Source organism: Mucilaginibacter sp. (genome assembly GCF_041663085.1).
Classification (GTDB): domain Bacteria; phylum Bacteroidota; class Bacteroidia; order Sphingobacteriales; family Sphingobacteriaceae; genus Mucilaginibacter.
The window spans coordinates 12,546-27,895 of sequence record NZ_JBAZRC010000018.1; the positions used below are offsets into that span (position 1 = coordinate 12,546).

Annotated in this window: 16 protein-coding genes; 1 reads left to right on the forward strand and 15 read right to left on the reverse strand. The window is 43.8% G+C overall.

Annotation, left to right across the window (positions count from 1 at the left end):
- Positions 1–39: 39 nt before the first annotated feature.
- Entirely contained in the window at positions 40–2,016 is a 1,977-nt protein-coding gene (locus WC615_RS06240; protein WP_372977260.1) for a thiamine pyrophosphate-dependent enzyme, read from the reverse strand.
- A gap of 88 nt (positions 2,017–2,104) precedes the next feature.
- Between WC615_RS06240 and WC615_RS06245 the strand changes: the two genes are divergently transcribed.
- A complete protein-coding gene (locus tag WC615_RS06245; protein WP_372977261.1) occupies positions 2,105–2,923 on the forward strand; it encodes a DUF4198 domain-containing protein in 819 nt (272 codons plus the stop codon).
- Positions 2,924–2,930: 7 nt separating this feature from the next.
- Here the strand turns inward: WC615_RS06245 and WC615_RS06250 are convergent, their stop codons facing one another.
- From WC615_RS06250 to WC615_RS06315, 14 genes are all read right to left on the reverse strand, one after another.
- Complete coding sequence (locus WC615_RS06250; RefSeq protein ID WP_372977262.1) at positions 2,931–3,479, reverse strand: dihydrofolate reductase family protein; 549 nt, start codon at positions 3,477–3,479, stop codon at positions 2,931–2,933.
- 10 nt (positions 3,480–3,489) lie between these two features.
- On the reverse strand, positions 3,490–4,872 hold the full coding sequence (locus WC615_RS06255; protein WP_372977263.1) for a LutB/LldF family L-lactate oxidation iron-sulfur protein: 1,383 nt from the start codon (positions 4,870–4,872) through the stop codon (positions 3,490–3,492).
- Positions 4,873–5,014: 142 nt separating this feature from the next.
- Positions 5,015–6,583 (reverse strand): M28 family peptidase, encoded by a 1,569-nt coding sequence (locus WC615_RS06260; RefSeq protein ID WP_372977264.1) that lies wholly within the window; start codon positions 6,581–6,583, stop codon positions 5,015–5,017.
- Between the two features lie 30 nt (positions 6,584–6,613).
- Entirely contained in the window at positions 6,614–7,051 is a 438-nt protein-coding gene (gene rpiB, locus WC615_RS06265; RefSeq protein ID WP_372977265.1) for a ribose 5-phosphate isomerase B, read from the reverse strand.
- 180 nt (positions 7,052–7,231) lie between these two features.
- Entirely contained in the window at positions 7,232–8,089 is an 858-nt protein-coding gene (tatC, locus tag WC615_RS06270) for a twin-arginine translocase subunit TatC (protein WP_372977266.1), read from the reverse strand.
- Positions 8,090–8,160: 71 nt separating this feature from the next.
- Positions 8,161–9,495, reverse strand: a complete 1,335-nt coding sequence (accC, locus tag WC615_RS06275) for an acetyl-CoA carboxylase biotin carboxylase subunit (protein ID WP_372977267.1) — start codon at positions 9,493–9,495, stop codon at positions 8,161–8,163.
- Between the two features lie 90 nt (positions 9,496–9,585).
- A complete protein-coding gene (accB, locus tag WC615_RS06280) occupies positions 9,586–10,062 on the reverse strand; it encodes an acetyl-CoA carboxylase biotin carboxyl carrier protein (protein ID WP_372977268.1) in 477 nt (158 codons plus the stop codon).
- 164 nt (positions 10,063–10,226) lie between these two features.
- Complete coding sequence (locus WC615_RS06285; protein ID WP_372977269.1) at positions 10,227–11,231, reverse strand: beta-ketoacyl-ACP synthase III; 1,005 nt, start codon at positions 11,229–11,231, stop codon at positions 10,227–10,229.
- Positions 11,232–11,242: 11 nt separating this feature from the next.
- A complete protein-coding gene (plsX, locus tag WC615_RS06290) occupies positions 11,243–12,181 on the reverse strand; it encodes a phosphate acyltransferase PlsX (RefSeq protein ID WP_372977270.1) in 939 nt (312 codons plus the stop codon).
- Between the two features lie 16 nt (positions 12,182–12,197).
- Positions 12,198–12,389, reverse strand: coding sequence for a 50S ribosomal protein L32 (gene rpmF, locus WC615_RS06295; RefSeq protein WP_082855913.1), 192 nt, complete (start codon positions 12,387–12,389; stop codon positions 12,198–12,200).
- 17 nt (positions 12,390–12,406) lie between these two features.
- Positions 12,407–12,928, reverse strand: a complete 522-nt coding sequence (locus WC615_RS06300; RefSeq protein ID WP_372977271.1) for a DUF177 domain-containing protein — start codon at positions 12,926–12,928, stop codon at positions 12,407–12,409.
- 234 nt (positions 12,929–13,162) lie between these two features.
- Entirely contained in the window at positions 13,163–13,573 is a 411-nt protein-coding gene (locus WC615_RS06305) for an HIT family protein (RefSeq protein WP_372977286.1), read from the reverse strand.
- Positions 13,574–13,661: 88 nt separating this feature from the next.
- Entirely contained in the window at positions 13,662–14,135 is a 474-nt protein-coding gene (greA, locus tag WC615_RS06310) for a transcription elongation factor GreA (protein ID WP_191175340.1), read from the reverse strand.
- Between the two features lie 218 nt (positions 14,136–14,353).
- Positions 14,354–15,286 (reverse strand): 2-hydroxyacid dehydrogenase, encoded by a 933-nt coding sequence (locus tag WC615_RS06315; RefSeq protein WP_372977272.1) that lies wholly within the window; start codon positions 15,284–15,286, stop codon positions 14,354–14,356.
- Positions 15,287–15,350 lie beyond the last annotated feature (64 nt).

Sequence of the window (15,350 nt, forward strand, 5' to 3'; positions counted from 1 at the left end):
AGATAGATCGTAATACCCTGCCCCGGGTGCTGTTTGCAATTAAAATTTCAACAATGTTTCCATCGCCTCTTCCAGCCTTGCTTTGGCTAAAAACTGGTCTTCAAGTGCTTTGTTCATGGGGATGGCGGTATCGAGGCTGGCGCAGCGCATTACAGGCCCGTCAAGGTATTTAAAGCAATGTTCGCCTATGTAGGCGGCTATCTCGCCGCCGAAGCCGCTGGTGAGCGTATCTTCATGCAATACCAGCACCTTTGAGGTTTTCTGCACGCTTTTTACAACCGCTTCCTTATCCCATGGCTGCAGGCTGCGCAGGTCAACTATTTCTATAGATTGATCAGGGTGGTTATCGGCATACTCAATCGCCCAATGCACACCAAGCCCAAAGGTAATGATACTGGCTTTGGTGCCTTCGCGTACAACACGGGCTTTGCCAATCTCTACATAATAGTCATCATCGGGTACATTGCCGCTCATGCTGCGGTACAGGGCCTTGTGTTCAAAAAATATTACCGGGTTAGGGTCATCAACGGCCGCCATCAGCAAACCCTTGGCATCATCCGGGAATGCCGGGTAAACCACTTTAAGGCCGGGTGTTTTGGTGAACCAGGCTTCGTTGGTTTGCGAATGGAACGGCCCTGCACCTGTGCCACCACCTGCCGGCATACGGATAACCACATCAACCGTTTGGCCCCAGCGGTAATAGGTTTTGGCCAGGTTGTTCACTATTTGATTAAAACCGCAGCTTACAAAATCGGCAAACTGCATTTCAACAATGGCCTTGTACCCGTTTATGGCAAGCCCCATGGCTGTACCCACAACGCCCGATTCGCAAATAGGTGTATTACGGATGCGGTCTTTACCAAATTCTTCTAAAAAGCCCTGGGTTATTTTAAAGGCACCACCGTATTCGGCAATATCCTGACCCATAATAACCAGGTTATGGTGCATGCGCATGCTTTGCCTTAAGCCATCGCTTATGGCATCAATGTAGCGCTTGTTGGTGCTAATTTCTGATGTGATATGTGTAGCTGCATTGTACAGCCGGTACATAGCTTGTACTTCGGTTTGTAAATGTGGTATAATATCGGGTTCGCTGAAAACCTTTTCAACTTCGGCATCTATCAGCGTAGTAAACTCATTTCTTAAATAGGGTACCCATTCCGGGCGAAGTACGCCTTCATCCAACAGGAATTTTTCAAAGCAATCCAGCGGGTCTTTTTGTTTCCACTCTTCAAACAAATGCTGGGGTACGTACTTGGTGCCCGATGCCTCTTCGTGCCCGCGCATCCTGAAGGTCATACACTCAATGAGTACCGGGCGCGGATTTTCCCTTAGCTCTTCTGCAAGCTCTTTTATGGTATGATAAACCTGTAATATATTGTTGCCATCAATACGGCGGCCTTCTATACCATAGCCTATGGCTTTATCAACCAGTGCTGCGCAACGGTATTGCTCATTGGTGGGGGTAGACAGGCCGTAGCCATTATTCTCTATCAGGAAAATAACGGGCAGGTCCCAAACGGCAGCTATGTTTAGGGCTTCGTGGAAGTCGCCCTCGCTGGTAGCGCCTTCACCGGTATAAACCAGTGTTACTTTTTTATCATTTCTTAGCTTATCGGCAAGGGCAATACCATCGGCCAAAGCCAGCTGTGGGCCAAGGTGCGATATCATACCGATAATTTTAAACTCCTGCGTGCCGAAATGGAAGGAACGGTCGCGGCCTTTTGTAAAGCCCGAAGCCTTACCCTGCCACTGGGCCATCAGGCGTGAAACAGGAATGTTACGAGAGGTAAACACACCCAGGTTACGGTGCATAGGCAGGATATATTCATCGGCATTTAAGGCTAATGTACTGCCTACGGAGATGGCTTCCTGGCCTATTCCCGAGAACCATTTGCCAATACGGCCTTGTCTGAGCAGAATTAACATCTTCTCTTCAACCAGGCGGGGCAATAACAGTTTCTCATAAAACGTTATCAAACCGTCATTATCTATGTTTTTCCGGTCAAAAATCATCGGGTAAAGCTAAGAAGTTTTTAAAACTTTGTATGTTTGAGCAACACATCTTTTCGCTATGAAGCACTTGTACGTTAGAATTCTTATAATGTTTGCATTTTTTGGTTTGGTATCCTTTATTCCCGACCAATTTTTAATGCCCGAAAACTTCTTCCTGCACAAGGGCGATAAGTTTAACCTGCACCTTTTATCGGGCGAAAGCCTGATCAAAGAACGAGAGGTGCCTTACGATGCCAAGCAAACCACCAGGTTTGTGATATACGAGGGCAAGAAAAAAACCGACCTTACTACTATTGTAAAAAATGATGCGTCGCCATTATTGAATTATACGATGGAGAACAGCGGCCTTGCGCTGGTACAAATGAATACCAACGAGCTGAACGATATTGCCCGTGAGGACTTTTTACCTTATTTAACCGAGCAGGGTTATGATGAGATAGCCGATAAACTGAAAAACAGCAACGCGTTAAACTTTACCGAAAAATATAACCGCTATTTAAAAACCCTGATACGGGTTGATAACGAAGGCGGCAGCGAATTTGGCAAAGTGCTGGGCGACGATTTTGAGATCATCCTGAAAAAGAACCCTTATAAATTAAACTATGGTGATGACCTTACTGCAGCCGTATATTTTAAAGGCAAACCGTATGCCGGGTCGGTAGAGCTGTTTATTAAAACACAATCGGGAAATGTATACCCGCAAAAACTAACCAGCGATGCTTCTGGCCAGGTGTATTTTAATATGAGCCGTGAGGGTATTTACCTGATAAGGGCCACTAAGTTCGAAGAATCAAAAAGCAAGGACGCCGATTATCAGTCGTGGGTGGCATCGTTTACCTTCTCATTCAGCAACCATGATGATGCGCCGGATACTTACAAGGAATTTGGCTTTGGTGATAAGCACTAAAATAGGGCTATCCTAAAAACGGGATCCTTTCGGGGTCGAACCAGGGGTTTAGCTCGTACCTAACCTGCAGCAGGCCCGTATCGTAAGTTTTCTGTTCGATAAGGGTTAACGCTACCCTGTCCTTAATATCCTTAAATAAAGGCTTTCCTTCCCCTAAAAGTAACGGATGGATGGCCAACAGCAACTCGCTAACCAAACGTTTATTTATAAATGTGGTTACCAGTTCGGCTCCGCCAAACAACCAAATGTCGCCGCCTTCGCCTTCCATTATAGCGGCAACAGCACTTTCGAAATTAGCAGATGGGATAACACTAAAGTTTTCGCCGGGCTCGGGGACCAGTGTGTCTGTGAATACATAGATGTTTTTAATAGGGAACATGCCGGTATCACCGCGGATCAGCTCAAAACTTTTACGGCCTATAAAGATGGTATCTGTACTGGCAAAAAATGCTTCCATACCATAATCCTGGTCGGCAAGGCACCAATCATATTCGCCGTTAGGGCCTTCAATAAAACCATCAAGGCTCACAGCCAGGTTTAAAACTACTTTACGCATAATGAAATGGTTATTCGGGGCGTTTGCCATCCTTCCACATCTGGCTGAATGATTTTGATGATACCTCGGGCATTTCTTTATATTGCCCCCACGATTTTTTGAAGAATATTTTCATCAAAAAGTTTTTGGTTTTGCCGCTAAAAAAGTCGGTAAGGCTGCGTTTAAGCATTCCTTTTTTCCAGCCGGCCCAGCCCCATTTTTCTTTGGTGGCAACAAGCCCCTCGTTAACAGCGTCGCGGCGGTTAAGCAGCAGCATTTTGTGTATCTCTATTTTTACGGGGCAAACCTCGGTGCATTTACCGCATAGGCTTGATGCATAGCTAAGATGCTTAAACTCTTCCATCCCGCGCATGTGAGGCGCTATAACCGAGCCTATAGGCCCGCCGTAAGTAGTATCATAAGTATGGCCGCCCACATTTTGAAACACCGGGCAAACGTTAAGGCAAGCCCCGCAACGGATGCAGTACAGACCCTGGCGTTGTTCTTTTTGTGCCAACAGGTTAGTGCGGCCATTATCAAGCAATACCACGTACATTTCATCCGGACCGTCCGTTTCATTAGTTTGGCGTGGGCCGCTTAATATGGTGTTGTAAACCGTTAAGTTTTGGCCCGTACCATGTGTGGCCAGCATTGGCCAAAAAGTATCCAGATCTGCTATTGATGGGATCATTTTTTCGATGCCCACCACGGCGATATGTATTTTAGGGAAACTGGTTGTTAAACGCGCGTTACCCTCATTTTCTGTAATGCCTATGCTGCCGGTATCGGCTATCAGGAAGTTTGCCCCGCTAATACCTACATCAGCCTGCAGATATTTTTCGCGCAGCAGTTCGCGGGCTTTTTGGGTAAGCTGCTCGGCGGTACTATCCAGCGGACTGCCAAACTTTTCGTTAAACAGTTTCGCAATATCTTCTATAGATAGATGCATAGCCGGTGTTACCATATGATATGGCTCCTGCCCAAGCAAATGCACAATATATTCGCCAAGGTCGCTTTCTAATGATTCAACGCCGTGTTTCTCCAGGAAAGCATTTAAATGAATCTCCTCGGTTGCCATCGATTTTGATTTGATGACCTTTTTTGCCCCGGCTTTTTGGATGATGTTCAGAATCTCGCGGTTAGCCTCTTCGGCATCGTTTGCCCAGATAACCTTACCCCCACGCTTTTGAAAGTTCGATTCAAACTCGGGCAAAAACTTGTCCAGGTTTTCCATCACCTTCCATTTAATGGTATGGCCTTTCTTTTTGGTGTTCTCAACATTGATCATGCGCGAGATCCCCCTGTCAAAAGCAGTATCGTACTTGCCGATACTGTTGTTGATGATCCTGCGATGATCCATCTCAAATGCCTTTTGCTCTGAGGCTACCAAAAATTCTTCAGCGGTATTTCCCATTTATGCGAAATTAAACAAACCTGTTAAAAGTTTTTGTAATGTGTTAAAAATACAGCTATTAATACTTAAAACTATACCGTAATGTTTGGTATAAACAACAAAAGCGGCCATCAAGCCGCTTTTGTTGTGAAATATTTTATAATTATTTTGTTGGAGCTGGTGATTTAGCATCAACTACAGGGCGGGTATCGCGGTTAGCTAATTCCCATCCGGTATAAAATGCCAGTTGAGCACGTTTTACCAATAACGGGAAGTTGATTTTGCTTACTTCGTCGCCAAGGCCGTGGTAATCGGCGTGTACACCGTTAAAGTAAAATATGATAGGCACGCCGTAACGGGCAAAGTTGTAATGATCTGAACGGTAGTAGAATTGGTTAGGATCGTTAGGGTCATCATACTTGTAATCCAGTTTCATTTTGGTATAAGTTGCGTTTGCGGTTTCGCCAATTTTATGCAAATCGCTACTCAACATAGCCGACCCTATTGAATATACATAGTTAGCAGAATCGGGCTTGCCTATGTACTCTTCACCAACACGGCCAATCATGTCGATGTTCAGATCGGCAATGGTGTTAGCCAATGGATATACAGGATGATCTGTATACCATTCTGAACCCAACAAGCCTTTTTCTTCGCCTACGTTACCCAGGAATAATATGCTGCGGCGCGGGCCTTTTCCATCTTTTTGTGCTTTAGAGAAAGCGCGTGCAATTTCAAGGATGCCTGTTGTACCAGAACCATCATCATCGGCACCGTTGTTTACTTTGTCTTTAGCAGTAGCATCGGGGTTTAAGCCAATATGGTCGTAATGCGCAGAGAACACCAATACTTCACTTTTAAGCTTAGGGTCGTTGCCCGGCATAAAGCCTAAAACATCAACCGCTTTAACGTCTTTTTTCTCGGTTACAAAAGCAATATTAACGGTTGATTTAATAACCTGTGTTTGCTTGGCTGCAATGGTAGCTGTTTTTAGTTCTTCGTAAGTTTTACCTGTAGCTTTCACCAAAGCATTCGCAATAGCAGGGGTAACGTTAAATACAGGAGCGGCTGTGTTTACTTTTTCTTCTTTTTTAAGGCCTAATCTGCCGCCTGCCTGGCTTTTGCCAAAACGTTTAAGTATAGCAGTAAGTTCGGCATTGGCGCCTAATATAAATGCGGGGTTTTTAGCACGGATAGCTTTTAAAATAGCCTGGCGCTGTGGAGTTGCGCGGTAGCTTGTGTTTGTTTTTTTACCTTCTTCGGGCTTGTCTTCGTTAATTAACAATACAATTTTACCGGTAAGGTCTACCCCTTCTAACTCGGCTTCGGTACCGTAACCAACGTAAACAATATCATTAACGGTTACATTTTTATCCGGGAAATTACCCTGCATAAAAAAGTCCTGCCAGTTTTCGAACGATTGACCGTTTACGGCGAATGCTGTAAACTTAAGTTTGTTTTCGGTTAAAGGCACGTCTAAAAAGTAAGAGCCGTTTACAGGTGCCTGCAGGCCTAATCTTTTAAATTCGGCAGCAATGTAGTTAGCTGCTTTTTCGGCGCCCGGCTTACCGGTTTCGCGGCCTTCAAACTCGTCAGACGCAAGAATGCTCAGGTGCTTTTTAGCATCGGTGGTGTTAATAATGTTGCCGTACTTAAGTGCGGTTGGGTTTTGCTGGGCACAGGCAGTTGCTGAGAATGCAAGCCCGGTAATCCATAATGATAATTTCTTCATTTACTTTTAATGTGTTGTAATTATTGTTGGTTAGCAGCCAATTTTGTTAACGCGGTTAGCATGGCGTCCGCCTTCAAATTCTTCGGTCAGGAATATCTCTATTATTTTTTTGGTATCCTCTAATGATACATGGCGCGCAGGGATACAAAGCACATTGGCGTTGTTGTGGGTACGTGCCGGGATGGTAACATCGGGTTTCCAGCACAATGCCGCACGGATGCCCTGATGTTTGTTGGCTGTCATGGCTACACCGTTGGCGCTGCCGCAAAGCAAAAAGCCAAAATCAGCCTCGCCGTTTTCAACAGCGTTGGCAACCAGGTGGGCAAAATCGGGGTAATCGGCAGATTCTGAAGAGTAGGTGCCGTGGTCGGTAAATATAATGTCATTGCCAAACATGCCTAAAATGGCTTGCTTATAATCAAACCCGGCGTGGTCTGCGCCTATGGCTATCTTTAACCCTTTTTTCATCAACTCAAATTTATGATTTTATTGTGTTGCCGAAGGTAAAGATTTTGTTGGAATTGAAGAGGATAGTGTAATGGATTTAGAAGTGCAAATAACATCGAATAATAAATATTGAATGCCCAACATCGAAGGTATACTTCCATTCGATGTTGGGCATTCAGTGTTCGAAATTGCTCTTATAAATTATAGTGCTGCTTCTCTTGCTTTTTTGCGTTTTTCAACCACAGCGGCAACCAGTATGCCCACTTCATATAAAATGAATAGCGGGATGCTTACCACTGTCATCGTCATCATATCGGGTGTTGGGGTAACTACAGCCGCTATGATTAGTATCACAACCACGGCGTAACGCCTGGTCTCGCGCATAAACTTAACGGTAAGAATGCCTAATGACGACAGCACGTATACCAGTATTGGCAATTCAAATACTATCCCGGTTGCCAGTGTTAAAGTGGCTACCGATGACAGGTAAGAATCGACAGAAAACTTATTTTCTATGGTAGGACTAATAGTGTAGCCAGCAAGGAAGTTTATTGACTCGGGCGTAATAACATAATAACCGAATAGCACTCCAATAATAAACAAAAAAGTAGAGTAAACTACAAACCCAGATGCTGCCTTACGTTCTTTTTCGTGCAATGCCGGCCTTATAAAGCGCCATAATTCCCAAAGTAGGTAAGGGAAACCAAGGGTTATACCTATAAGAAGGGCGGAGTTGATCTGCAGGGTAAACTGCCCGGCCATTTCGGTATTAAGCAGGCTGATATTGATCTTATTGATACAAAAGCCGTCGCGGTGCAGATAATCACCAAGCTTACATAACATCCTATAGGTCCAGAAGCTCGGCTTACTTGGGCCCATGATGATGGTATCAAAAATAAAATCGTAAAAGTAAAAAGCACCGCCGGTAAAAATAACAATAGCAATGGCCGCGCGTACCAAGTGCCAGCGTAAGGCTTCCAGGTGATCAAAAAACGACATCTCGGCCTCCATTGTCTGGCCTTTCTCTTTTATTGCTTTTATTATTTTGTTTTCGCTCATTACCTGTTTTCCGCAGTATTAACGCCGGAATGCTATTTACGTTGTATTAACTCGTGAAGATTTATTAAATATTAATATTCGAACGTTTCCATAAATTTGGTGGTGAAGTTACCCGCACGGAAGTTAGGGTCTTGCAGCAGTTTTAAATGGAATGGAATAGTTGTTTTAACACCTTCAATAACAAACTCGCTTAAAGCACGCTCCATGGTTGCCAAAGCTTCATCGCGGGTTTGGGCCATACAGATAACCTTGGCTATCATCGAATCGTAATTTGGCGGGATAACGTAGCCACTGTATACGTGTGTATCTACACGTACGCCATGGCCGCCCGGCGAATGGAAGTTTGTTATTTTACCCGGTGATGGGCGGAAGTTGTTTGCAGGATCTTCGGCGTTGATGCGGCACTCAATGGCATGCATGGTTGGCTCGTAGTTTTTGCCAGATATTGGGATACCCGCTGCAACTTTTATTTGTTCTTTTATTAAGTCGAAGTTGATCACTTCTTCGGTAACCGGGTGTTCTACCTGGATACGGGTGTTCATTTCCATAAAGTAGAAGTTACGGTTCTTATCAACCAAAAACTCTACCGTACCGGCACCTTCATATTTTACCGCTTTGGCGCCCTTAATTGCAGCCTCGCCCATCTTTTTACGCAGCTTTTCTGTCATAAAAGGGGATGGTGCTTCTTCTACCAGTTTCTGGTGGCGGCGTTGTATAGAGCAGTCGCGTTCAGATAAGTGGCAAACTTTGCCGTACTGGTCGCCTACTACCTGTATTTCGATGTGGCGTGGGTCTTCAACATATTTTTCAAGGTACAGGCCGTCGTTACCAAAGGCTGCGCCAGATTCGGCACGGGCACTATCCCAGGCATTTTCAAATTCTTCGTCTTTCCAAACAATACGCATACCACGGCCACCGCCGCCGGCAGTTGCTTTTAGTATTATCGGATAACCTATTTTGTTGGCAATAGAGATGCCTTGTTTAACATCAGTTAATAATCCCTCAGAACCAGGAACGATAGGAACGTCGGCTTTTTTCATGGTTTCTTTAGCCGAAGCTTTATCGCCCATTCTGTTGATCTGATCGGCAGTGGCTCCAATAAATTTGATACCGTATTCGGCACAAATAGCTGAGAATTTTGCGTTCTCAGATAAAAAACCATATCCAGGGTGTATTGCGTCAGCATTTGTTAATTCGGCTGCTGAGATAATGTTAGGGATATTTAAGTATGAATCGCGACTTGGAGGAGGGCCAATACAAACAGCCTCATCTGCAAAACGCACATGCAGGCTATCACGATCAGCGGTTGAGTATACAGCTATGGTTTTAATGCCCATTTCTTTACAGGTGCGAATAATTCGCAGGGCAATTTCACCTCGGTTAGCTATTAATATTTTTTTAAACATGACTTTCGAATGTGTAGATATGAAGATGTGCAAATATGCAGATTAATGTGCATCTCATTTGCACATCTGCATATTTGCACATCAACGAATTTACTTAGGTTCTACTAAAAATAAAGGCTGGTCGTATTCAACCGGCGAAGCATTGTCTACAAGTACTTTTACTATACGGCCCGATACTTCAGATTCGATCTCGTTAAAAAGTTTCATAGCTTCAATAATGCACAATACACTGCCTGTGCTTATTTCGTCGCCTACGTTTACAAATAATGGTTTATCAGGCGATGATGAACGGTAGAATGTACCTATCATCGGCGATTTGATGGTGATCAGGTTTGAAGTGTCAGCAACAGCTACCGCTTCGGCAGCGGGTGCTGCTGATGGCAAGCTTACAGGCTGCGGCGCAGGGGCTGCAGCAAGCGGCTGATGTGTTGGTATCGAAGCGTTTACATAAGTTGGTGCTTCGTTAGTTTTTATAGTGATCTTAAAATTCTCTTGCTCGATCGATACTTCGTTTACGCCAGATTTTGACACAAAGCGTATAAGATCCTGAATCTGTTTAATATCCATAATAAGCGATAATTGGTTTGGATAAAAGTTTAATAACTAAGTTATGTATAAAATATGCAGATGTGCAAATATGCATATGTGCAAATGAATTTTTACTATTTAAAGTAACATTAATTAATTGACAGATGTTTTAATTAAAATGTGCAGAACCTGCACCTTAAAACTTACGCACCTGGTGTATCGTAAGCCCATTTTAAATAAATAGAGCCCCAGGTAAACCCGCCGCCAAAGGCAGCTAAAATAAGGTTATCACCTTTTTTGAATTTGCTTTCCCACTCCCATAGGCACAATGGGATAGTACCGTTTGTGGTATTACCGTAACGTTCAATGTTTACAATAACCCTATCAGATGTTATGCCGGTACGGTTAGCTGTAGCATCAATAATACGTTTGTTGGCCTGGTGTGGTACCAGCCATGCAATATCATCGGCAACTAAATGATTGCGTTCCATTACTTCGGCGGCAACTTCGGCCATGTTGGTTACAGCAAATTTAAATACCGCCTGGCCTTCCTGGTAGGCATAATGCTCTTTATTGGCAACGGTTTCGTGCGTGGCCGGACTAACCGAACCGCCCGATTTTTGGAATAAAAGCTGTGAGCCCGCGCCATCACTTTTTAGTACCGAATCTATAATACCGTAACCTTCTGTGTTGGGCTCAAGCAGGGCACAGCCGCAGCCATCGCCAAAAATGATACAGGTAGCACGGTCTTCGTAGTTGATAATTGACGACATTTTATCGCCACCTACTACCAATACTTTTGTGTGTTTGCCGCTCTCAATAAATTGCGCGCCGGTAGCCAGGCCGAAAATGAAGCCGGAACATGCCGCCTGCAGATCGTATCCCCAGGCATTTTTAGCGCCAATTTTATGTGCAAGAATGTTTGCGGTTGCCGGGAAAGGCAAATCGGGGGTGGTGGTGCAAAATATGATCAGGTCGATCTCTTCGGCAGTGATACCACGCTTTTTCAGCAGGCCTTCAACAGCCGGTACGGCCATATCTGATGTGCCAAGCCCTTCGCCTTTTAATATTCTCCGCTCTTTAATGCCGGTACGACTCGTTATCCACTCGTCGTTGGTTTCCACCATTGTTTCCAGCTCCTGGTTGGTTAATACGTACTCGGGTACGTAACCATTTACAGCGGTAATAGCAGCAGTAATTTTGCTCATTCTATATTTTTTTACTGAAAAGCCAGTTTAATTTTGTCTATAAGGTTGGTCTCAATCATGTTTCTTGACAGCAGCACCATGTTCTTGATAGCTTCAGGACTTGAAATGCCATGGCCAACAACAACAGGCGCATTAACACCAAGTATAGGGCTTCCGCCGTATTGCTCGTAGTTAAAGCGGTCAAAAAATTCGTCTTTAAATCTTTTCTTTTGGGTAATAACGTAAAAAGATTCGGCAAGTTTAAGGATAATGTTCCCTGTAAAACCATCGCAAACAACAACGTCGTTGTTGTCGGCAAAAAGGTCGCGCCCTTCAACGTTACCTACAAAGTTAAACAGTTTGGTATCCTTCATTAAGGGATAGGTGGCCTGTAAAAGCAGGTTGCCTTTCTCCTCTTCTTCGCCAATATTCATCAGCGCTATACGCGGGTTGGGTATCCCGTATATAGATTCGGCAAGCAGGCTGCCTAAAACACCAAACTGCAAAAGCACATCGGGTTTACAATCGGCATTGGCGCCTACATCCAAAATAATACCCAAACCGCCTTTAAGTTTGGGTACAATGGTTGTCATGGCCGGGCGTATTACACCGGGTACGGTTTTTACGCTGAACATGCTGCCCACCAGCATAGCCCCGGTATTCCCTGCCGATGAAAATGCCTGTATAGCGTTTTCTTTCAGCATTTGGAAGCCAACGCTTATACTCGAGTTGGGTTTCTGAACAATAGCCTTAGTGGGGTGTTCGCCCATGCCAATAACTTCGGTTGTATGTACAAACTCAAAGTTATCGGGGCTAAAATTATTTTCCTGAAGTATGCTTAGTGCAATATCCTTGTCGCCAATAAGCACAAGTTTTTGCCCGGCAGATAAAACTTTACAAGCTTCAATTGCCCCTAAAACTGCTGCCTTGGGGGCGAAATCACCGCCCATAATATCTAAGCCAATCTTCATTTTCAGAAAATTAAACTTAAACTGCTACTGCTTTCTCAATAAGGATTTTTCCGTTGAAGTAAACGTTACCGTCAACAGTGTATGCTCTGTGTGGCAAGTGTACTGCACCAGTAGTTTGGCAAGTAGTTAAAGTAGGCGCTTCTGCTTTGTAGTGCGTTCTGCGTTTATCTCTTCTTGATTTTGAAATTTTCCGTTTTGGATGTGCCATAACTTTTAGTTATTATATTATTTTAATTTTTTAAGAGCTTCCCATCTCGGGTCAACACTCTCGGTTTTTTCATCATTTGCTGCAAGCTTATTTAAGTTTGCCAGCATTTCCTCATCACATTGTTTCCCGTCGCCCTCGTTACTGCAATTTGCAATAAACGGCAGCGCAACGCTAACATATTCATATATTAACCCGGCTAAAGCAATCTCGTGATCGTTTTTGCCAAGGGTAATTATCTCGTCATCTTCGCTCATTTCCTCTTCTGTAAACCGGGCTATCTGCTGTTCATGAATATCTATCGGTTGCAGATAATCAGATAAGCATCTATCACAAGTGGCATTTACAGTGCCGGTAATGTCAAAGTTCAGGATAAGCATTGTTTCCTGCTTGTCCAGTTCAACCTTACAAATAAGATTGGCCTTTTTAACTAAAGAGTATTCAAACTCGGCAAAAAAAGCATCGTTTATTTCGTATTCAAAATAATGCTTGCCCAGCTTAAGGCCGGTAAAAGGGATTGAATATGTTTTTAGCGATTTCAATGAGCAACAATTAGCCCGCAAATGTAGGTAAATTTCCGAAAACTGGAAAGTGTTTTTTTTAATTGGTTTTTGGGTTGTTAACAATGGCCATTGAAGGGTGTTAAAACCGGAAAGGCTAAGGGTAAAAGGACGCGGGTGAAAGAGCTTGTGCGGCGGGCATCCCGCGTTTATGTAAGTATGCTTAATGCGTTTGGGAGGCAATGGTTCTTCCGCCTCATCATAACACACGGCTGTCTATTGGTGGGTAACCTCACGTAAGGCTTCCACAATTTTTTTAGCTGTGGCGGCCAATTCATCCTGCGTAGGGCTAAGTTTTGGCCTTGCAAAATTCATATCGTCAACCCTGTTCATAGGTATTAAATGAATATGCGCGTGGGGCACTTCTAAGCCAATAACAGCTACGCCAACCTTCTTACATGTGATAGCTTTTTTTATCCCCGTGGCTACAATTTTGGCAAACATCTGCAAACCCATATAGGTTTCGTCATTCAGGTCAAAAATATAATCAACTTCGGTTTTGGGGATAACCAGCACATGCCCTTCGGCTAATGGGCTAATATCCAAAAAAGCTAAAAACTCATTTGTTTCGGCTACTTTGTGTGCCGGGATTTCGCCTGATATGATCTTTGAAAAGATGCTCATAATTAGTGAGTGGTTGATTGTGTGAGTGGTGAGCAGTTAAGAAATGGGTTGGATGAGCAGTTATGGAACCACTCATCCAATCAACCATTAACTATCTACTAATTTCTAATACCTCAAATTCTATTTTACCCGCGGGTACGGTTATCTCGGTTATCTCACCAACAGATTTACCCAACAAGCCTTTAGCAATAGGTGATGTTACCGATATTTTACCGGCTTTCATATCTGCTTCGCTTTCTGATACCAGCTGGTAGCTCATGGTAGCGCCGCTTTTTATATTTTTAATTTTTACGATAGATAGGGCTAAAACCTTAGATACATCCAGTTTTGACTCGTCAAGTAAACGGGCGTTTGCCAGCGTTTCCTGCATTTGGGCTATTTTGCCCTCGTGCAGGCCTTGTGCTTCTTTTGCTGCATCGTATTCGGCGTTTTCAGAAAGATCGCCCTTATCACGTGCTTCGGCTATTGCAGCGCTGATATTAGCACGGCCTGTAGTTTTTAAGTATTGTAACTCTTCTTTTAATTTTTCTAAACCTTCTTTGGTATAGTATGATACCTCTGCCATAACACAATATAATTAGTAGTTTATTATCAGTTTACGCCAAAAAAAACCGCCCCCCTACTTTTTCGATAGAAGAGCGTGATGGCCTTAAAAACAAACAAGACTACGTGGGCCGGGCCTGCATAGTCTTGTTTAGTGTAAAACGAAGATAGTATAATTAAATTTTAATATCCAAATTTTTTAATTGGATGCTTACACCTATCGGGTGGAATTTCACTAATTTACGCTAATCCCAGTTCACCCAGCTTCCTGGCCATTACCTCACTTATTTTACGGTAACTTTCAAACGTCCATCCACCAACATGCGGGCTTAAAATTACCTTGCCGCTTTGGCGCAATTCGTCAAACCATGCCTGTTCTGCAAGCGATGGAAATTTCTCCACCTCCAATACATCAAGCCCCGCAGCTATTATTTTGCCTTGTTTAATGGCGCTGAGCACTGCGCTGGTTTTAACTATCTTGCCGCGTGCTGTATTAATAAAAAATATAGGCTTTTTAAAATGGTAAAAGTATTCATCGTTCACCATGCCATCAGTTTCTTTGGTTAAGGGGATGTGAAGGCTCAAAACATCACTGTGTTTAACAATCTCTTCCATACTTACCTCGCGCGCATACCGGTCGCTAAAGCCTGTTTTATATTTATCGTAAGCAATTACATTTACATCAAAACCCGATAGTTTTTTGGCAAAGCTGCTGCCCATATGCCCGTAACCAATAATGCCAACGGTGCGTCCTTTCAACTCATATCCGCGGTTTTTCTCGCGGCGCCAATTGCCCGCACGGATCTCGGCATCGGCCGTATTCATGTTATTCATCAATGACAGCAACAAACCTATGGCATGTTCGCCAACGGCATCCATATTACCTTCGGGAGCGTTGATCAGCTTAATGCCTTTTTCTAAAGCATAATCTTCATCAATATTATCCATACCGGCCCCGGCGCGGCAAATAAAACGCAGGTGGGTGGCCTGGTCAATAAACTTTCTGTCTACCTGGAACTTGGAACGGATAACCAACCCATCATAATTATTGATGATGGCATAAGCCTCATCAAGCTTCATATCCGGCTGGTAATTGATGGTGTATCCAAAACCTTCGGCCTGTTCAATAAACGCGGGGTGCAGATCGTCGACAATAAGGATGTTGTTTTTCAATGGCGTAAGAATTTGATGGGCAAAATTACAAAAAAGCCTCACCTAATCCTCTCCTTTGGAGAGG

What these genes read in the sequence shown, in the direction of transcription:
- WC615_RS06240 (WP_372977260.1), bottom strand. Translation starts at nt 2,016, where the DNA reads ATGATTTTTGACCGGAAAAACATAGATAATGACGGTTTGATAACGTTT.
- WC615_RS06245 (WP_372977261.1), top strand. Translation starts at nt 2,105, where the DNA reads ATGTTTGCATTTTTTGGTTTGGTATCCTTTATTCCCGACCAATTTTTA.
- WC615_RS06250 (WP_372977262.1), bottom strand. Translation starts at nt 3,479, where the DNA reads ATGCGTAAAGTAGTTTTAAACCTGGCTGTGAGCCTTGATGGTTTTATT.
- WC615_RS06255 (WP_372977263.1), bottom strand. Translation starts at nt 4,872, where the DNA reads ATGGGAAATACCGCTGAAGAATTTTTGGTAGCCTCAGAGCAAAAGGCA.
- WC615_RS06260 (WP_372977264.1), bottom strand. Translation starts at nt 6,583, where the DNA reads ATGAAGAAATTATCATTATGGATTACCGGGCTTGCATTCTCAGCAACT.
- rpiB (WP_372977265.1), bottom strand. Translation starts at nt 7,051, where the DNA reads ATGAAAAAAGGGTTAAAGATAGCCATAGGCGCAGACCACGCCGGGTTT.
- tatC (WP_372977266.1), bottom strand. Translation starts at nt 8,089, where the DNA reads ATGAGCGAAAACAAAATAATAAAAGCAATAAAAGAGAAAGGCCAGACA.
- accC (WP_372977267.1), bottom strand. Translation starts at nt 9,495, where the DNA reads ATGTTTAAAAAAATATTAATAGCTAACCGAGGTGAAATTGCCCTGCGA.
- accB (WP_372977268.1), bottom strand. Translation starts at nt 10,062, where the DNA reads ATGGATATTAAACAGATTCAGGATCTTATACGCTTTGTGTCAAAATCT.
- WC615_RS06285 (WP_372977269.1), bottom strand. Translation starts at nt 11,231, where the DNA reads ATGAGCAAAATTACTGCTGCTATTACCGCTGTAAATGGTTACGTACCC.
- plsX (WP_372977270.1), bottom strand. Translation starts at nt 12,181, where the DNA reads ATGAAGATTGGCTTAGATATTATGGGCGGTGATTTCGCCCCCAAGGCA.
- rpmF (WP_082855913.1), bottom strand. Translation starts at nt 12,389, where the DNA reads ATGGCACATCCAAAACGGAAAATTTCAAAATCAAGAAGAGATAAACGC.
- greA (WP_191175340.1), bottom strand. Translation starts at nt 14,135, where the DNA reads ATGGCAGAGGTATCATACTATACCAAAGAAGGTTTAGAAAAATTAAAA.